This is a genomic window from Microbulbifer sp. YPW16 (assembly GCF_021290385.1).
Taxonomy (GTDB): domain Bacteria; phylum Pseudomonadota; class Gammaproteobacteria; order Pseudomonadales; family Cellvibrionaceae; genus Microbulbifer; species Microbulbifer zhoushanensis.
This window is the reverse complement of the sequence record NZ_CP089928.1, coordinates 1,114,613-1,133,800: the sequence shown is the minus strand read 5'-3', so window position 1 is coordinate 1,133,800 and position 19,188 is coordinate 1,114,613. Positions and strand designations below refer to the sequence as shown.

13 protein-coding genes are annotated in these 19,188 nt (G+C 60.0%); 6 read left to right on the top strand and 7 right to left on the bottom strand.

The window, feature by feature from the left end:
* Positions 1-45: 45 nt before the first annotated feature.
* The 5 genes from LVE68_RS04960 to LVE68_RS04940 all read left to right on the top strand — a co-directional run bounded on the left by LVE68_RS04960 (position 46) and on the right by LVE68_RS04940 (position 4,716).
* Positions 46-2,154 (top strand): protein-disulfide reductase DsbD family protein, encoded by a 2,109-nt coding sequence (locus LVE68_RS04960; RefSeq protein WP_233005923.1) that lies wholly within the window; start codon positions 46-48, stop codon positions 2,152-2,154.
* The gene (locus LVE68_RS04955; RefSeq protein ID WP_233005922.1) at positions 2,151-2,777 is read left to right on the top strand and encodes a thioredoxin family protein; all 627 of its coding nucleotides are present in this window, start codon (positions 2,151-2,153) and stop codon (positions 2,775-2,777) included. The genes LVE68_RS04960 and LVE68_RS04955 overlap by 4 nt, the downstream gene beginning before the upstream one ends.
* 25 nt (positions 2,778-2,802) lie before the next feature.
* Complete coding sequence (locus LVE68_RS04950) at positions 2,803-3,324, top strand: protein disulfide oxidoreductase (RefSeq protein WP_233005921.1); 522 nt, start codon at positions 2,803-2,805, stop codon at positions 3,322-3,324.
* Between the two features lie 205 nt (positions 3,325-3,529).
* Complete coding sequence (locus LVE68_RS04945) at positions 3,530-4,345, top strand: MBL fold metallo-hydrolase (RefSeq protein WP_233005920.1); 816 nt, start codon at positions 3,530-3,532, stop codon at positions 4,343-4,345.
* Positions 4,346-4,452: 107 nt separating this feature from the next.
* Entirely contained in the window at positions 4,453-4,716 is a 264-nt protein-coding gene (locus LVE68_RS04940; protein WP_233005919.1) for a hypothetical protein, read from the top strand.
* A gap of 34 nt (positions 4,717-4,750) precedes the next feature.
* On the opposite strand, the gene nagX is transcribed toward LVE68_RS04940, so the two are convergent.
* The 3 genes from nagX to LVE68_RS04925 all read right to left on the bottom strand — a co-directional run bounded on the left by nagX (position 4,751) and on the right by LVE68_RS04925 (position 10,509).
* Positions 4,751-5,848, bottom strand: coding sequence for a transmembrane glucosamine N-acetyltransferase NagX (gene nagX / locus LVE68_RS04935; protein WP_233005918.1), 1,098 nt, complete (start codon positions 5,846-5,848; stop codon positions 4,751-4,753).
* Positions 5,849-5,971: 123 nt separating this feature from the next.
* On the bottom strand, positions 5,972-6,874 hold the full coding sequence (locus LVE68_RS04930; RefSeq protein WP_233005917.1) for a glycoside hydrolase family 16 protein: 903 nt from the start codon (positions 6,872-6,874) through the stop codon (positions 5,972-5,974).
* Positions 6,875-7,149: 275 nt separating this feature from the next.
* Complete coding sequence (locus LVE68_RS04925; RefSeq protein WP_233005916.1) at positions 7,150-10,509, bottom strand: chitinase C-terminal domain-containing protein; 3,360 nt, start codon at positions 10,507-10,509, stop codon at positions 7,150-7,152.
* Positions 10,510-11,138: 629 nt separating this feature from the next.
* Here LVE68_RS04925 and LVE68_RS04920 point away from each other — a divergent pair.
* On the top strand, positions 11,139-13,616 hold the full coding sequence (locus tag LVE68_RS04920; RefSeq protein WP_233005915.1) for a TonB-dependent receptor plug domain-containing protein: 2,478 nt from the start codon (positions 11,139-11,141) through the stop codon (positions 13,614-13,616).
* A gap of 74 nt (positions 13,617-13,690) precedes the next feature.
* On the opposite strand, the gene LVE68_RS04915 is transcribed toward LVE68_RS04920, so the two are convergent.
* The 4 genes from LVE68_RS04915 to nuoL form a co-directional block, all read right to left on the bottom strand.
* Positions 13,691-14,149, bottom strand: a complete 459-nt coding sequence (locus tag LVE68_RS04915; RefSeq protein WP_233005914.1) for a hypothetical protein — start codon at positions 14,147-14,149, stop codon at positions 13,691-13,693.
* 106 nt (positions 14,150-14,255) lie between these two features.
* Complete coding sequence (locus LVE68_RS04910; RefSeq protein ID WP_233005913.1) at positions 14,256-15,785, bottom strand: NADH-quinone oxidoreductase subunit N; 1,530 nt, start codon at positions 15,783-15,785, stop codon at positions 14,256-14,258.
* Positions 15,782-17,356 (bottom strand): NADH-quinone oxidoreductase subunit M, encoded by a 1,575-nt coding sequence (nuoM, locus tag LVE68_RS04905; RefSeq protein ID WP_233005912.1) that lies wholly within the window; start codon positions 17,354-17,356, stop codon positions 15,782-15,784. Before nuoM ends, LVE68_RS04910 begins: the two co-directional genes overlap by 4 nt.
* A complete protein-coding gene (nuoL, locus tag LVE68_RS04900) occupies positions 17,353-19,188 on the bottom strand; it encodes an NADH-quinone oxidoreductase subunit L (protein ID WP_233005911.1) in 1,836 nt (611 codons plus the stop codon). Before nuoL ends, nuoM begins: the two co-directional genes overlap by 4 nt.

The window sequence follows — 19,188 nt, the reverse complement described above, 5'->3', positions numbered from 1 at the left end:
CTCTTGGGCCAATCCATTTCAATGGGGTTGCCGTAGGTAAAACCCATGAAATCCGCGTTAAGCGGTCCGTCGATCGGGAGAGCGTCGCCCGTGCGATTCCTGCGCAGTATCGCAATAATTCTTGTATCGGTTGCCCTGTCAGCAATCGCTTCCCCCGCGTTCGCCCAGGATACCGCCAGTGGCGATCACGTACGCGTGCGCTGGCTGGCGCCCGATACCTTCGCCGCCGGTGAGACCACTACCATCGGTTTCTACTTTGAAGTGGACCCCGAGTGGCATGTCTACTGGCGCAATGCCGGGGACTCCGGCGCCGCACCGCGCTTCGATACCCGCTCCGAGCGTGCGACTCTCGGCCCGATCCAGTGGCCCTTCCCGGTCCGGCTCCCCATTGAACACCTCACCAACCTCGGCTATGCGGGTGATGTAGCCTATCTCTTTGAAGTGACGCCCGTCGCGGACGCTGGGCGTGTGGATCTCCGTGCGGACCTCGAATGGCTGGTGTGCAAAATCGATTGCATACCCGGTTTCGGTTCCATGACCCTGGACCGGCCGGTGGCCGAATACGCGCAATGGGACGAGCGGGACCTGGCCCTGCGCGACCAGTTCCTGGACCGGGTGCCCGCCAACGCCGCCCTTAGCCCCTGGCGCGCAGAACGACTGGCCGAGTTACCCGCGGGTGGGCTTCAGCTGACACTGCGCGATACCCGTGGCGGGGAGGCGCCGCCACCGGCTGTGTTCCCCCTGGACGGTGGTTTGTTGACCGCCCGGGCGCCTCAGGTGGAGGCCGATGGCAACCGGGTGCACTACCGCTTTGCCCGGGTTCCCGGTGCCCCGCTGCCGGAGGCGACCGGATTCGTGGTCGCGGACGGTAAGCGCGCCTGGCAGTTTAACCGTGTGCCGCTGGGGGCCGCGGTGCCCGCGGCCCCGCCACAGGCCCTGTGGCTGTTGGTGCTGGCGGCATTTGCCGGCGGGGTAGTCCTGAACCTGATGCCGTGTGTTTTCCCGGTGCTGTCGATCAAGCTGTTTGGGCTGGTGAATGCCGGCGCCGGTGCGCCCCACCGGCTGCGCGAGGGACTGCTGTACAGTGCCGGCGTGATGGTGACATTCGCCGCCCTGGGGGCCCTGCTGCTGGCACTGCGCGCCGGAGGCGCGGCAATTGGCTGGGGCTTCCAGCTGCAGTCCCCGTCGGTGGTACTGGGCCTGATCCTGCTGTTCTGGCTCATGGCGCTGTCATTCAGCGGCGTGCTTGAATTTGGCCACCGGCTGATGGACCTGGCCGGGAGTACCCGCGGCGGCTCCTTTGCCACCGGCGTGCTGGCGGTATTCGTCGCTGCGCCCTGCACCGGGCCCTTTATGGGAGCGGCGCTGGGCGCCGCCTCGGTGCTGCCAGCCGTGTCCGCCATGGCAATCTTCCTCGGCCTGGGCGCCGGGCTGGCGGCACCGTTCCTGCTGCTCTGTGCCAGTCCTGCGCTGTTGAGGTGCCTGCCGGGACCCGGCCCGTGGATGGACACGTTGCGACAGTTCCTGGCTTTTCCGCTCTACCTCACGGTGATCTGGCTGCTCTGGGTCCTGGGGCGGCTGCTGGGAGACAGCGGCTGGCTGATCGGCTCGCTGCTGCTGGTGGCGGTGGTTTTCGCCCTGTGGCTGGGGCGGCGTTTTACACTGTTCGGCCCGGGCACCGGACGGTTCGCCGGCTATGCAATATTTGCCGTGGCTACAATCATCGCCTTCGCGGCCCTGCGGGCCCCGCAGCACGCCACACCGGAACTCGCCGGGAGTGAATGGCAGCCCTATGATCGCGCAGCCATCGAGGAAGCGCGTGCCGACAACCGCCCGGTGTTTATCGACTATACCGCCGCCTGGTGTATTACCTGCCAGGTGAACAAGAAGCTGGTACTGGAGTCGGAAAGAGTCATGGAGCTGTTCCGCACCAATGGTGTGATGCTGGTGCGCGCCGACTGGACCAACCACGATCCGGAAATCACCGCGGCACTGGGTGAACTGGGCCGCAATTCGGTGCCGGTCTACGCCTGGTATACCCCCGGCGCAAGCGAGCCGGAGCTGTTACCACAGATTCTGCAGGAGCGCATGATCACGGCGCTCTTCAATAATGGTGAATCACTGACCCAAACCAAAGAGGACGACACACCATGAACGGTAAGCGCATTGGCGGTAAGACGTTTGGCAAGGCACTGTTGTCGATGTTCCTGGCGGCCCCGGCACTGGCCCTGGCAGTAGCCGTACCGGGCGAGAAAGCACCGGATTTTTCCGAAATGGATGCCAGTGGCACGAAGCATTCACTGGCGGATTACAAGGGTGAATGGCTGGTGATCGAGTGGTTCAACAAGGACTGCCCTTATGTCCGCAAGCACTATGGCAGTGGCAACATGCAGGCCCTGCAGAAAAAATATACCGGTGAGGAAATCAAGTGGCTTACGGTAATCTCGTCGGCAAGGGGCAAGCAGGGTTACCTGGAGCCCGCGGCGGCACTGGAGGTAGCGGAGAGCCACAACCTCAATGCCTCCGCCCCCTTCCTGCTGGACAGTGACGGCAGCATGGGCCGTGCCTACGGTGCCAAGACCACGCCGCATATGTTTATCATCAATCCCGAGGGCGAAGTGGTTTACGCCGGGGCCATTGACGACAACGATTCCGCAAACCCGGCCGTGATCCCGCAATCGAAGAATTTTGTGGCTGCAGCACTCGATGCATCGATGAAGGGAGAGGGGGTCGAGGTTGCTTCCTCCCGCGCCTACGGCTGCTCGGTGAAGTACTGAAGGGCTGGCCTTTGATAATTTTGGCGTGCAGCTTGTGAAGGGCGCTTTCACCCGGATTGTTACAGCCTTTCGCGGCCTGGCGGGGTTTGCACTGCTGGCGATACTTGCGGTGTCTGCAGTCGGCCTGTACCAGCAGCGCGATATTCCCCGGGAGCAGGCGCCGCCACTGGCGGGGCAATCCATTGGCGGGCAGGTACTGGACCTGCAGCAAATGGCTTCCGATGGCCCGGTGCTGGTGTATTTCTGGGCCACCTGGTGCGGCTATTGCCGTGTAGTGTCGCCGGCCATTGCCGACCTGGCCGGTGAACACCGGGTAATCACTGTGGCATTGCAGTCCGGCTCCGCGGAAACGGTCTCTCACTACCTGCGGGAGAATGACCTGCAGTTTCCAACCATCAATGACCCCTCTGGCACAATCAGCGCAGCGTGGGGGGTGCGCGTCACACCCACCATCGTGATTGTCGACAGCCGCGGCGAGGTGGCCTGGGTGACATCCGGCACTACCACCAAATGGGGCTTGCAGTGGCGCCTGGCGATGACTGACTAGGCAATGGACCTTGTGAACGTCATGTAACGTTTCGCGTCTCGCACCAGGAAATGTCAATGCGGTTAGCGGGATCGGCACTTCCGGGCATGTGTATTGGCGTCCAGAATGGAGGTCGTTGTGCTGGCCTGGCCCCTGATTCATTGGCCCTGTTGGGGCCATCTGGTGCCGGCCGGCAAAAAGACACAGAAGCAGGAAAGGGTGCCCGGTGTCCGTCAGAGAAAGTTTCCGCTATTGCGATCTCGATGCCATTCGCGTGGGGCGTTTCAACCTGGGGGTGAATACCACCTTTGTGGTGTACCGGCTGGGCGGCACGGTGATCGATACCGGCCCCAGTAACCAGTGGCGCCATGTACGGCCCTTTATCCGCCAGCGGCCGCTGGAGCAGCTACTGCTTACCCACCACCATGAGGATCACAGCGGCAATGCCGGTGCGATCCAGCAACTCACCGGCGTGCAGCCGCTGGCCCCGGCAGCAACGGTGGAAATCCTGCAGCGTGGTTTCCGTATCCCGCCAATCCAGAAACTATTCTGGGGCTCGGCGGGTCGGGTACAGGCTCGCCAGCTGCCGGACAATCTCTCCATCAACGGTGAGACGGTAGAAACGTTGTACACGCCGGGTCACGCCCGGGACATGGTCTGTTACCTGTTACCCGAGCGTGGCTGGCTCTTCAGTGCCGACCTCTATATTGCGAATTACCTGAAATTCTTGCGCAGCGACGAGCATATCCCTACTTTGCTGGCCAGTATTCACCATGTCCTGGCGCAGCAGTTCGATGTCATTCTCTGCCCGCATCGCGGCGTGGTGGAAAACGGCAGGCAGCGATTGCGGGAAAAATACCAGTACCTGCTTGACCTGGCCGCGGACGCGCAGCGTTTACAGGCAAAAGGTTTGGCGCTGGATGCCATTACCAGTGAGTTGCTGGGCGAGGAAAGCCTGGTGGGTATCATCAGCCGCTACAATTTCAGCAAGCGCAACCTGGTTGCCTCTGCGCTCGAGGTTGACCTGGACCTTTACCATTGACTGGCAGGTCCGGAAGTGTGAGCGAGCTCCCGTTCAATGGTTGAAATGCCTGTGTCCTCTGTGTTCATCTTGGCCTGTACTCACAAGCAAAAGTCAGGGAGAGGACGATGAAAATACTGGTATCAATGTTTCCAGTTGCCGTTACATCTGTATTGCTGCTGGGCTGCACCGGCACGGTGAAGCCCAGCAACCTGTACGCTTCGACAGAACAGTATCCCCAGAAGGAAAGTTCAGCCTGGTGTGCCGAGCACTACTCATCAGCATCGGTGGGTGCGAACCAGCGGCAGGGGAGGGCAAAGCACTGTGATCCGGAAGCGCGCCAGGCCTACCTGGAGGGACAACGGCAACGCCGCGAAAGACTGGCACCATAACTGCTGTACCACCACCTGTGCCGGGTCTCTCTTATTACGGGCTGATAAAGATGGCCCGTTTGTAGAGCCATCGCAGGACCAGCCACTGCAGCAGGATCACACCAGAGGCGATGACCAGAGTGCCCCATGCCTCTGGCAGCACTCTGGCAATACCACCAAGCAGACCCTCGCTGGTATACCCCCAGTTCACCAGGCTGGTGCCCAGGTAAACCAGGATTGCATTCATACCGATTACGGAAAAAAAGACCGTAAATGCGTGCCACCGTAAAACATCCACCAGCAGGTAAAAGATTGCCAGCAGTAGCAGGCTGCAGCCGACGGTGATGAACACGAAGGAGCCGGTCCAGAGTTCCTTGTTTACCGGGTATATCCAGTGCCAGAGATAGCCTGCCAGCAGCAGGGCAACACCTCCGATGACCAGCCCTTTCAGGATCTGGCGGTGATTACCGGCATGCTTTTTCAGCCAGCGCCCGGCGAAAACACCGGCGAGGGCATTGACCACTGCGGGAATCGTGGACAGCAGGCCCTCCGGGTCATAAGCGCGATTCTGGTAGGTAATGCCGGGCAGGCAGCACTGGTCAATCCATGCATTGATGGAACCTTCCGGGGTCATGGAACCAGAGGTGGCCTGGAGCAGCCAGTAACCCAGTAATATGGCCGCAGCCACAACGTACTGGGTCCGTGGTATACAGTGCCAGGCGATAATGGCGGCAAAAAACCAGGCAAAACCGATCCGGGCCAGCACGCTGGCATAGCGGATTTCTCCCGGATCGGCGGGAATGCCAGTGCCCCAGCCGTGGTTGTAGATAACGCCCAGTATTACCAGCACTAGCAGGCGCTTTAGCGCCTTGCGGTACAGCGGGCGGCGCTCATGCAGTGGAAGCCCTCGCAGGGACTTCCCGGCCAGGCCCAGCGTAACGCCGGACAGGAAGATAAACAGGGGAAAGATCAGGTCATAAAAGGTAAAGCCGTGCCACTGGGAGTGCTTCATCTGGGCATCACCAAAAGCGAACAGCGACCAGCCGGTGATGGCCAGCAGTGGCAGGAACAGGGCCTCGCCACCGATAATCCAGAACATGTCAAATCCGCGCAGGGCATCCACCGAGGCGAGGCGTTGTTTTTTGGTTGTCATGGGTACTGCTTCGAAAGTTACTTCATTTTTCTGTAGGAGCGGCCCATGGCCGCGAATATACCGGAAAATACCAGGTCGAATCTCGCCGCGATGCACTGACCCTACAGGGTGTGATAGAAATTTTTACAGTCCGCAGGGGGAATCCAGCTCCGGTGTCCATGGCGGTACGGTATCCCGGTAGGCGACCTGCTGTGAGCGCATCTCGCCCACTGCCTGTTCCACTTCTGCCGGGCTCAGGACCCGGTCGGCGATATGGTAGACCCAGTCCACGTCCTGCTGGTAAACCCGCCATTCGCTGGAATCGATCAGGCCTTCCTGGGTGAACCAGAGATTGAAATTGACCGACATGGGTTCTTCCGGGTACACGTGCTCGCTGTGCTCTGCGAATTGCCTGCCGTCGACAAAATAGCGTACGCGCTCATCTGCTACCTGCAACACCAGGGTATGCCAGCCGGCAAAGCTGCCCTGTTTTACCGTGTACTCATTGTCCTTGACGAAGGGATCCAGCTTGAAGGTCTCCCAGCTGGTGGCGAACAGGCCGTGGTCCTCCTCCCCCCAGCCACCGTTGGCCAGGTACTCGAAGTCCATTTCACTGTAGTCGGGGTCCATGGGGGCTTCGAGGGGGCTGATGGTGTAGAAAGTCTCGATAATCTGGTCTCCATCCGGCCCGCTGGTTGGCTCATCACGGAAGAAAACCCTGGCAGCGTAAGTACCCTCGCGGTATTTGCGCTGGTGGCAGAACTGGGTGTGCCGGGTATTCTCGCCGGTGCCATCGGTAAAGGAAGTCATGCGCAGTAATGTGTTGTCGGCGTTGTCGGGATCGGCAAAGAATGAGATTCCGTCGCCGGACCAGCGTGCGCCGTTCACACCCGGGTGACCGCGCTGGGTGCGGAAACGCCATCCGTTTTCGAGCAGGCTGTCTACAGTATCGTAACTAAAGTCGTCGAAAAGAATCCCGGGTTCCCGGGGAGGTTCCGGTGTACACGCAGTCAGCAGGGCTAGTAGTGGAAGATAACGCAGCTTCATCTTTATTTTCTTTCCTTCCATTCTGTTTATCGTTTTATCCAGCTTTCTACCGCGCGTCCCGCGCTCCAGGAACGAGCATCGATCAGCGCAATGAAAAAAGCCCCGGCTGGCCGGGGCAAAGATAGGAGATGAGTCCTATACAACAACCACAGAGAGAATATCAGTCGGCCATTGGGGAAGTTATGTCACAGTTCGCGTCCGCAATACGCCGGGCTTCCCTGTGACCGAACTTCCCACACGGCCCTTTATTGGGGCGGTGAGTCGCCCCCTGCCAATCAGTTCAGGTTACAGAGGTAAGTCCAGCTTCCGTCCGCCGTGCCGGGTTCGGAATTAGTCCACCAGTTTGCCTCGTAAACACTGTCGTTATGAATGATCCGGTCACCGCCATTGGCATGGTCACTGTCCGGCCAATCCGGGTAGGTCACCAGCCCGCTGGTGGCCACACCGGCATCGGCGCAGCTGTCACCGCCACTGCCACCATCGTCACTACTGCCACCGCTACTGACAGTGCCCAGCGGCAGGTCCGGGTACTCGAAGGCCAGTGCGTAGGTAGTGCCGTTAAACGTCGCGGTGTACGCCTGGGGCCCGGATACCGGCAGGTAATAATTCAGGGTGAGCTCCCAGCTCTCACCATCGGCCAGGCTCTGCCAGCTGGGTAGTGAAAAACGCACGCGATGGAACTCGTTTTCCAGCCCGCCCACATTACCGCCACCGGGGTTCGCGCCGTCCTCGATAACCTCCAGGCCGGCACCACTCTGGTCGGTGATGATGTTGGAGGTTGCCGTGGGCATATCGAACTCGAATACGGTGCCACCTGGGAGGGTTCCGCCCGTGTTGTTGGTGATCACCAGCTGTGGGTTCAGCGGGTAGTTCTGGTCACCCAGCTTGAAGCCGGTGACTTCCATACTGATATCCAGTGCTTCCGCAGGCAGCGGGCGATCGCTGCGCAGTTCCCGGTAGGGAGCCGCGTTGGCAAAGCGGTCGTAGGCGAGGGTGGTGAGGGTGTCGCCCATAAAGTACTCGCCAGTGGCCGCATCCCAGTCATAGTCACCAGCCAGCTCCCAGAACATTATGCCGCCGACACCCTGGTCGATCACATACAGCACCTTGGCTTCCATGGATTCCTCGTCCTCGGTGGAGAGGAATACATCCTTGGTGTCGTTCCACAGCCAGGGTGCCTCGGACACACTGTCATAATTGCGCACGTAGGTGCCCACCAGCGCGTCTGCCGGATTGTTGGCGGGATCCAGGCCGTAGTCGTCGAGGTAACTGCCCTGGATACCGTTTTCCAGGTTCCTGGCATGCCACATGGGGTTGGAGCCGGCGCCCATCTCGTTGCCGTTCTCGTCCAGGTCATGCCAGAGGTTATCGATACCCAGTGCACCGTAACCGCAATCGGCCGCACCACCGGTTCCCTCGGGACATTGCGTCTGGTCGGGCAGTGCCGCTGTGCCGCCCAGGCCATTGTTGCCACCGGTGACACCCTGCCAGCCACGGGTGTAGTAGGGGATACCGATATTGATCCGTCCCGGCGACATGGAGCCGCGGAAGTATTTCACCGCCCAGTCGATATTCAGGTAGCCGATCCCGCCATACTGCGAGGTACTGTATACACTGGCAGCGGCCAGTTCCGGGTCATTGCCGTTATCGAACAGCGCAGAATTGTGGCCCACGTACTCGTTCCAGGCCCCGTGCAGGTCATAGGTCATGATATTGACGTAATCCAGGTACTGGGTGATCGGCATGGTTTCCATACCGCGCAGCAGGTAGCCGGACGAGGGTGAGGCGATAGTCAGCAGGTAGTGGGTGTCATCCTGTTCTCCGGCGATATCCAGCTTCTGCCTGAGTACACGCATCAGCTCCACATAGGATTCCATCAGTGAGCCGCGCAGGGGGTTGGCCACGCCGAAATCCAGCGGGTTGCCGGCGTCGTTCATGGATGTGGGATACTCGTAATCGATATCCACGCCGTCGAAGCCATACTCGCGGATAAACTCCACCGCCGAGTTGGCAAAGGTCTCAATACCGGCGTGGTTGATGGTCCCGTCCGCATTGGTGGTCATGGTATAGAATCCACCGTTGTCGACCCGGTCGCCGAACTCATTGAAATAGCCACCGGTCTCGGCCCAGCCACCGACGGAGATCAGGGTTTTCACCTGCGGGTGCTGCTTCTTGAACTTGCTCAGCAGGTTGAAATGGCCCTGGTAGGCAAACTCCGGATCCATCTCAGCGCCCTCGACACCCGGCCAGGTCATGCCGGTCGCGGGATTGTCCGGGTTGGCTGTGTTGCCCACGGATACCTGGTTATTGTCATCGATGTGGGCGAACGCATAGTTGATATGGGTGATCTTGTCCCATGGGATATCGTCCACCAGGTAGCTGGGCTGGCCATTGGCGCCGTTTCGCCAGCTGGTGAAGTAGCCGATGATCCGGCGCGGGTGATCGGTACCCATGGCTTCGTGGCCGGTTGCGGTGTAAACATCGCAGTAGTCCGGTGCGGTGCCGGGAGTGGTGAAGAGCCCATCGGGTCGGCAGGGATGGTCAGTAACCACCGGCTCGCCGTTGACGGTAATGGAGACCGGGGCGGAATCGGTCCACTGGCCGGCGCTGTCGTATGCCCGGGCATAGACCGACGCGGTGCCGGCAACTGCGGTCCATTCCACGGCGAAGGGAGCGCTGCTGTCCTCGCCCACTTCCTGGCCGGTGACAAAGAACTCCACCCGCGCAACATCGCCCTCGGCGTCACTGGCGGTAGCGGCCAGGCTAACTGTCACCCCTTCATTAAACGTACTGCCCGCGGCGGGCGAGTCCAGCGTGACGGTGGGCTTGTAGTCTGCGTCGGTTGCGCTGATGGTGACCGGCGCCGAGTCGCTGGACTGGCCATCATTATCGGTGGCGGTAGCCGTAATGGTGTGGCTGCCGGCAGTGGCGGTCCAGCTGGCGGAGAATGGGGCGCTGGTGTCGCTGCCGATGCTGTTGCCATCGACGAAGAACTCCACGGCACTGACGGAACCATCGCTGTCTGAGGCCGAGGCGGCAATGGTGACGCTGTCGCCGGTGGTAAAGCTGCTGCCATCCAGCGGCTCACTCAGGCTGACTGAGGGCGGTTGCGGGCCGCCGCTCTCGACTGTGATGACGACATCGTCGGTGAGAATGTCCTGCCCGGCATTGTCCTCGATGCGGGCGCTGAGTACCGGCGAGCCTGCCACCGCGGACCAGGTGGTGGAGTAGGGGGCGCTGGTATCCGATGCCACCAGGCTGCCATCCACATAGAACTCCACCACGACCACCTGTTGGTCATCGCTGGCATCCACGGAAATGATAACGCTGTCATTTTCGCTGAAGACAGAACCGGTCGTCGGCGAGGTTATCGAACCCACCGGCAGGGGATCGATGGTGCCGTCACAGGCCCCGAGCAGCGACCATTCCTGGTAGGCGTCAGAGAAGAGTTCGGGATCCTGGTTCCGGGTCCACCAGTTGGCCTCGTAGGCATTGCTGTTGTGCTGGACCTGGTCGCCACCCACGTAGGCAGTGGCGGCATCCCAGTCGGGGAGGCTGGAACAGTCCACGGCATGGGCGTGTCCCGCCCCGAGCATGGCTGCGGCGAGGGCGCCGAGCGCGATTGGCTTGTGCATGATTTTCACCTTGAGATCTTATTTTTATTACTTCTTCCAATGAATCACTGGCTGGTCGATGCTGCTGCCGCCGAATGACACCGCTGTCAAAATAACAATCGCAACCGCGAGTGGCAACGATGAATTGTCAGATAACTGCAATAGTCGCGGATTCTGCCGCCTTATGGAGCTTAATGAGAGTTGGGTCACACCCGGGCGGACCAGATTAGGCGCGTTGGTCAATACAATGATCCATTGATGTGCAAGCTGGCCTGGGTAATTGGCCGGGCGCCCTGACCTGGAGCGTGGCGGGTGTTCGGTACAGAGGCCTGGACTCTAGCGAAGCCGGGTGCAGGCAACAGTTGCCGGCCAGCCTCGGAAACTCCATTAGTTGAACCGGGAGGTACACAAGAAACAGGCACTATCGGATGGGTATCCATCGGGTCCCCAAGGAAAGGGATCGGTGACGGAACTGAAAGAGTTGAACCGGGATAAAACCGATGGCAACAGAGAGCAGGGGGCGCTTTCCAGAGGCATATCGGATGTGCGCAACTGTGATGAATTGTCATGCTTTTTGCATTTGCCATTGGCGGACTCTCACGCGATGCGCCGGGGCGCATTGTCCACAATAAAAACTTACGGAAGCTCCTATGAACAAGACCACAAACCTGAGTACCCCTACCCTGCTGGCAGCCGCCATTGCCGCCGCGAGCAGTCCCGTTTTCGCCCAGCAATCGGACACGCGGGTGATGGAAGAGGTGATTACCATCGGTACCCGTGTAGAGGGGCGCACCGCGACCGACTCGGCGGTACCCATCGATATCATCAGTGGCGATGACTTTATGAAGCAGGGTGATTCAGACCTGAATTCGCTACTCCGCAACGTGGTTCCCTCATACAACGTCAATACCCAGCCCATCAGTGACGCCGCCAGCCTGGTACGCCCGGCCAACCTGCGTGGACTGGCTCCCGACCACACCCTGGTCCTGGTAAACGGCAAACGCCGTCACCGTGCAGCCGTGATCGCCTGGCTGGGCAACGGTGTTTCCGATGGTGCCCAGGGCCCGGATATCTCCCAGATTCCCGCCATTGCCCTGCAGCAGGTAGAAGTACTGCGTGACGGCGCAGCCGCCCAGTACGGCTCGGATGCCATTGCCGGTGTGATCAACTTCGAGCTCAAGGATTCGCCCGATGGGGGCAGCGTCGAGGTCAAGGCGGGCCAGTTCTATGAGGGCGATGGCCGCCAGTATACGGTCTCCGGCAATTACGGTATGCCGTTTACATCCCAGGGTTTTGCCAATGTGAGTTTCGAGTTCGGTGCCCAGGAGGATACCGATCGCAGTGTCCAGCGCGATGACGCCGCGGCCTTGATCGCCGCAGGTAATACGGAGGTGGCAGACCCGGCACAGGTTTGGGGTCGCCCGGAAATCAGCGATGACCTGAAAACCGTAGTCAACATGGGTGTCGAGCTGGGCGGTGGCAAGGAATTCTATGCGTTCGGTAATTATGGCACCAAGACAGTTGACGGCGGCTTCTATTTCCGGAACCCCGAGACCCGTAGCGCGGTCTTCGCCAATGGTGCTGACCCGTTGATCGGTGACCTGGATCCCAGTAACGGCCTGGACAGCTGTGCGGGCTTCAGTCATGCGGATGCGCTCTCCAGCGCCGAGTGCTTCTCCTTCCAGGAGATTTTCCCGGGCGGCTTCACCCCGCGTTTTGGCGGTGAAGTGACTGACCTGTCCGGGGTTACCGGCGTGCGCGGTGAACTGGCCAATGGCTGGGCGTACGATGTCAGCGCCGGCCTCGGTTATAACGATGTGGACTTCTTTATCTACAACACGGTAAATGCTTCCCTGGGTCCGCAGACACCGACGGCTTTCAATCCGGGTGCCTATACCCAGCTGGAAAAGAACTTTAACTTGGACTTCGTCAAGGGGTATGACGTGGGCTTCGCCTCCGAGCTGAGTGTGGCCACCGGCCTCGAATGGCGCGATGAGACCTTTGAAATTACCACCGGTGACCAGCCTTCTTATGAAATCGGTCCGCTGGCATCACAGGGCTTCAGTGCTGCATCCAACGGCTTCCCCGGCTTTGGTCCGCTGGCCGGCGGGCAGTGGAGCCGCTCCAACTACGCTACTTATGTTGACCTGGAAGCAGATGTTACCGAGGGCTGGCTGGTGGGCCTGGCGCTACGGGTCGAGGACTTCGAGGACTTCGGCACCACTACCAACGGCAAGCTGGCGACCAACCTTGATATCACCGACAGCTTTGCCCTGCGCGGTTCCTGGAGCACAGGTTTCCGGGCGCCCACGCCGGGGCAGTCAAACGCGTTCAATGTTTCCACAGAGTTCGACCTGGCCCTGAATGACCTGGTGAACAACGGCACCATCCCCTCCACCAACCCGGTGGCACTGCTGCGTGGTGGTGAGGCGCTGGATCCGGAGAAGTCCACCAACTGGACACTGGGCGCCGTCTTTACGGTCGGGGCCATCGATATCACGGTGGATTACTTCAACATTGAGGTTGAGGACCGCATTGCCCCGTCCCAGTTGTACTCCCTGACTGAGGCAGAAGTGGATAGCCTGGTGGCATCCGGTGTGACCAGTGCAGCCAACCTGCAGAACTTCCGTTTCTTCACCAATGATTTCGATACCACCACCACTGGTGTGGACATTGTCGCGACCTACAGCACTGACATGGTTGGTGACAATACCGATATCAGCCTGGCCTACAACCAGACCCAGACCGAGGTGGACCAGTTCTCTCCTGAAACCATTGATGCAACACGCATCCGTGAACTTGAGGAGGGCCTGCCGGAAAGCCGCTGGACACTGTCTAGCAATACCGCTGTGGGTAGCTGGGGCTTCCTTGCGCGGGTGAGTTCGTATGACGACTGGTTCGATTCCGAGGACGGACAGGTTTACAGTGGCGAGGTGCTGATGGATGCCGAGGTATCCTACGCCTTTACCGACCAGGCTTCCGTCATACTTGGTGCCCAGAACCTGCTTGACCAGTACCCGGAGGAGAACCCCGGTGCAGCAGGTGGCGTTGGCAACCAGTACAGCCAGTTCTCACCGTTCGGGTTTGAGGGTGGTTTCTACTACCTGCGGACACGCTATGAGTTCTGATAGCCATTATTAGCCCGCATATAAAAAACCCGCTGCTTGCAGCGGGTTTTTTGGTTCAGCGGTACCGGGGTTAATTACATATCCCAGAGTGAATTGGTTGCCATGGAGAGTGTGATACGTTCCTTGTCCTGGATCTGCTTCAGGTCTTCAAATACTTCCTTGACCTCTGCAGACTCGATAGCACCGTAAACCGCCTGGTATAGCTCGGAAAAGTAGCGGTCCACTTCGCGCCCCAGGTTGTTGATCTCACGGATATCCGGCGGGTCGCTCAGGTTCAGGCTCCTGACAAAATCCCGGGCAGTTTCCTCATGCGTGTATTGCAGCCAGGTCTTCATCACTTTGTGCTTGGCAACTTCGCCGTAATTGGCCAGGTTCTTTGCCATGCGCTGCTCGTGCTCGAGCATGTGCTTCAGCAGCAGCTGGGTGCGGTTATCTTCGGCTTTCTCCAGCATACTGCGATAGAGGTCGGCCATCTCCAGGTGGAACTTCTCGGCGTCCTTGAGTACTTCGTACGCCTGTTTGAATGTTTTCATAGGCTCGCCTTCGTCAATCTTGGTATTGTTATCGGTTTACGGCAACATCAGGTTGCAGCTGACCCTCCTGGCCTGCCCGTCCCTGAACCTTTCTCCTCATGTACCTTTATAGTGCATTTATCCAGTTGATCAAGAGCTGGGGAAAAATGCCGAACAGAAGCAGTATCGCGGTCAGGGTCCCCACCAGCACTTGTCCTGACACAGCCACCTGGATTGCCCCGGGCTCCAGGTCCCGGGATTCGCTGTCGCGTTGCAACATGGTCAGCAACAGGCGCAGGTAATAGTAGAGACCGAGCGCACTACCAATGACCACCGCTGCCAGCAGTAGCCACATCTGTCCCTGTACACCGGCGGCAAACACGTAAAATTTCCCAATAAAGCCGATGGTCAGGGGAATTCCGGCCAGTGATAACAGCATCAGGCCAAAGCAGCAGGCAAGCCCGGGAGAGCGCCAGAACAGGCCGCGATAAAATTCGACCTGGAACGGGTCTTCACCTGCGTTACCGATTGGCTGGGGCCCACCCGGGATCGAAGGCTGTGCGGCGTCGGCCACCAGGCTGACCACAGCAAAGGCCCCGGTAGTTGTGAGTACATATGCAACCAGGTAGTAAATAACGGCCTCCTGGCCGAAGGCACTGGCACCGATCAGGAAGGCCACTATCAGGTAGCCGATGTGGGCGATGGACGAGTAGGCAAGCAGCCGTTTTACGTTACCCTGCTGCAAAGCAAGCAGGTTGCCCACCAGCATACTGGCTGCAGCCATCACCGCCAGCATGGTGGACAGGACCGGTAGTGAAAACAGGTCGACCTGGGTGAAAAACCTCAGGGTCAGTGCCACGACGGCGCCCTTGCTGACCGTCGCGATCAGTGTTGTTACCGGCGTGGGCGCACCCTGGTAAACGTCCGGGGTCCAGATATGGAAGGGGACAAGGGACAGCTTGAACGCCACCCCGATCAGCAGCAGGGTCAGCCCGGCAGTCAGTATTCCTGCGCTGGGACCGGTTGACCGCAGAGCCGCTGCCGCGGCACTGAAGTCCAGCGCTCCACTGGCGGCAAATACCAGTGCAATGCCAAACAGGCTGAGGGCTGTGGAGAGGGCCGACAGCAACAGGTATTTCATTGCCGATTCCAGTGACAATAGCTGGTCGCGCTGCGGCGACTGGTCGCCCACGACCGTAAATCCCAGCAGCGGATACAGTGCCAGCCCCATCAATTCCAGGGACAGGAACAGGCTGGCGAAATGACTGGCAGTGACCAGGCAGCAGGCGCCCAGTATTACCAGTAACAGCAGGATGTAAAACTCTTCCGGATAACTGCCCACAGCCCGGCTGGCACCGCGCGACTCCAGGTGGTGAAATGCCAGGATTGCCACCGCCAGGGCGGCCATTACCATCAGCACACAGAAGAACAGCGCTGTGTGGTCGACACTGAACAGCCCGGTTGCGGCCACTGTGCCGCTGGTTGGCAGGGCTGCGCCAACCGAGAAGCAGGCCCAGAGTGTTGCCGCCAGTATTGCCAGCGTCGTCACCAGCGCGGCGCGGTGCCCGCGGTGAAAAGAAACCTGCAGCATCAGCAGGACGATACCGGCGGTCAGCACCAGCAGTGGCAGGATGGCGAAGAGTTCCTCTCTGGTCATGGCGTCTCACCTCTGTGCGTGGCGGCAGGCCAGTTGGCGGCGGTAGTGGGGCGGTCGGTACTGTTGCTTGTGACGGCAGCTTCCACCGCGGTGACCGGGGCCAGCGAGCGGGCGATGGCCGGTGCTGCAGTATCGAAGACCGGCTGTGGCCGCAGCCCCAGGAAAACCAGGAAAGCGGCCAAAACCAGCATTGCCAGTGTTTCGCGCAGGTCCAGGTCAACCAGGCCCTTCTGGTCCGCTGCCGTGGTGGTACGGCGCGATTCGCCAAAAAAGGCCCGCTGCATCATTGCCAGCGCATAGAGCGCGGCGCCGACCATGCCCAGGGCCGCGAACGCAGTGATCCAGTGATCCACGCCGAAGCTGCCGAGCAGCACCAGGAACTCGGCAACGAAATTGCCCAGCCCGGGTAGCCCCAGCGATGCCACGGCAAAGAACAGGGCAATGGCGGACAGCCGGGGCAGTTCGGTCCAGAGGCCTCCCATTTGCTCCATATTGCGCGTGTGCAACCGATGTTGCAGTGCACCGACAATCGCGAACAGGGCGGCTGTGCTGAGTCCGTGGGCAACCATCTGCATGACCGCACCCTGGATGGCGACGGTATTCAGCGCGTACAGGCCCAACAGCACAAATCCCATATGGCTCACACTGGAATAGGCTACCAGGCGTTTCATATCCCGTTGGGCGAAAGCCAGTATCGCACCGTAAACAACACTGATGGCACCGATGGCCATGGCGACCGGAGCAAACTGGATCGAGGCGTCTGGGAACAGGGGCAGGGTGAAACGGAGCAACCCGTAAGCCCCGGTTTTCAACAGGATGGCGGCCAGCAGGATACTACCGGCAGTGGGCGCCTGGGTGTGGGCATCGGGCAGCCAGGTGTGCAGCGGAACCGCGGGCAGTTTGACCGCGAAAGCGACAAAGAACCCGAGCATCAGCCACCAGGCACTGACCGGTGACAGCTGCGCATCGAGCAGCTCCAGGTAATTGAAAGTCACCTGGCCACTGGCATTAAAGTGGATATACACCAGTGCGACGATGGCAATCAGCATCAGCAGACTGCTTGCCTGGGTAAAAATAAAGAACTTGATTGCAGCGAAGGTGCGTTCCTCGTGACCCCACACTGCGATCAGCATCAGCATGGGAATCAACATCACTTCCCAGAAAAAGAAAAACAGGAACAGGTCCAGTGCGGTGAAGACTCCGACCACGCCGGCCAGGGTCCACAGGTAATTGAAATAGAAGAAGCCGCGGCGAAAGCGGATATCGCTCCATGTCATCACCAGCCCGAACAGTCCCATGAAGAGGGTCAGCGCCAGCATCAGGAACCCCAGCCCGTCCACCGCCAGGAAGAAGCTGATACCAAACCTGGGGATCCAGGCGACTTCCAGGCTCTGCCACCAATGGTGTGCGGAACCCGGCGTGGCGCTGGCCCACAACTGTGCCAGTAGTACCAGGCTGACAACCAGGCTCGCCAGTGTCGCCCAGCGGCTGGCTCCCGGCCGGTATCGCTCTACCAGCCAGGCCGCCACCCCACCGAGAAAAAGTACCGCGATGATTGCTGCGAGAGTCATAGCGCCACCAGGATTGCGAGGAACAGGATGGATCCGCCCACCAGGGAAGCCATATACCAGCGCACCTGGCCATTCTGTGTCTGGCTTGCGAGCAGGTGTAATTGGCGGCTGAGCGACGCCGAGCCGCGGTAGGCGGCATCGACGATGTCATTGCGGTTGATGTTTGCCAGCGTTACCAGCGGTTTTACCAGCAACCGGTCGTAAAGCCAGTCGAACCCCCAACCGCTGAACAGGAAGCGCTCCACCGGGGTAATGGGCGCTTCCGCACGCTGGCCACGGGAGAACATGGTCCAGGCCACCAGGATACCCAGCAGCGGCATGGCAATGGCGACCGCTTCAATAAGCATCGACGGGTGTCCACCCTCTGCTGTCGGGAAAACATCCTGCAGTGGCGGTGCCAGCAGGCCGCCACCGAGTGCCAGCAGCGCCAGCGCGACCAGTGGTATGCTCATGACGCGGGAATTGGCATCGCCACAATGGGCAGAGGCCCGGCCTTCGTCGCCGAAAAATACCAGGAACAACAGGCGGAAACTGTAAATGCCGGTCACCAGTGCCCCAATAATTCCCGCCAGCCACAGCAGGTTGAAACCGTCGGAGACCTCCCACGCCTGCAGGAGAATCTGGTCCTTGCTGTAGAAGCCGGAAGTAAATGGCAGTGCAGCGAGGCAAGCGCTGCCGACGGCGAAGCAGGCAAATGTCAGCGGAATTTTCCGGCGCAGCCCGCCCATTGCGGAAATATCCTGTTCGTGATGCAGGCTGAGAATCACCGAGCCGGCAGCGAGGAACAGCAGCGCCTTGAAGAAAGCGTGGGTCATCAGGTGGAAGATGGCCCCGGACCAGGCCCCCACGCCCAGGGCCAGGAACATGTAGCCGATCTGGCTGATGGTGGAGTAGGCCAGGACCCGCTTGATGTCGGTCTGTACCAGTGCACTGAAACCGGCTATCAGCAATGTCAGCGCGCCGACCCAGCCCACCGCCAGCATAGCGGTGTCAGAGACCGCGAACAGGGGATGCATGCGCGCGACCAGGTAAACCCCGGCGGTGACCATGGTGGCGGCATGGATCAACGCACTCACCGGGGTGGGGCCCGCCATGGCATCGGGCAACCAGGTCTGCAGCGGTACCTGCGCCGATTTCCCCACGGCGCCGCCGAGCAGCAGCAGGGCTGCCAGAGTCAGTAGATAGCTATCACCCGCACTTCCGGCAGAGGTATTCAGGCTCGCGATATCCAGGGTGGCGAATTCCCGGAACAAGAGGAAAAGCCCCAGGGCCATTGCGGTATCACCCACGCGGGTAACGACAAATGCCTTGCGCGCTGCCGCACCATTTTCCGGGTTGCGATACCAGAAGCCAATCAACAGGTAGCTGCACAGGCCCACCCCCTCCCAGCCGAGGTAGAGCAACACCAGGTTGTCCGCCAACACCAGCAGCAACATGGCGCAGACAAACAGGTTCAGGTAGGCGAAATAGCGTCGATAGCCGGCGTCACCTCGCATATAGCCGGCGGAATAAAGATGAATCAGGAAACCGACACCGGTAATCACCAGCAACATGACCTGCGTTAGCCAGTCCACATGGAAGTTAAACCCCAGTGAGAGTCCCCCGGTGGCCATCCAGGTCCAGCCGGTTACCTGTATGCTTGCGGCGGGATTGCCGATAAACACAGTAAACAGCAGGGCCAGGGATAGCAGCGCGGCGATTCCCACACTGCCAACGCCAATACTGGCAACGAGCCCCGCGGGCATTTCCTGGCGCACGACCAGCGGAGCCAGTACCAGAACCAGGAAGCCCAGCAGGGGAAACAGCGGGATCAGGCCGACGGTCTCAGTCAT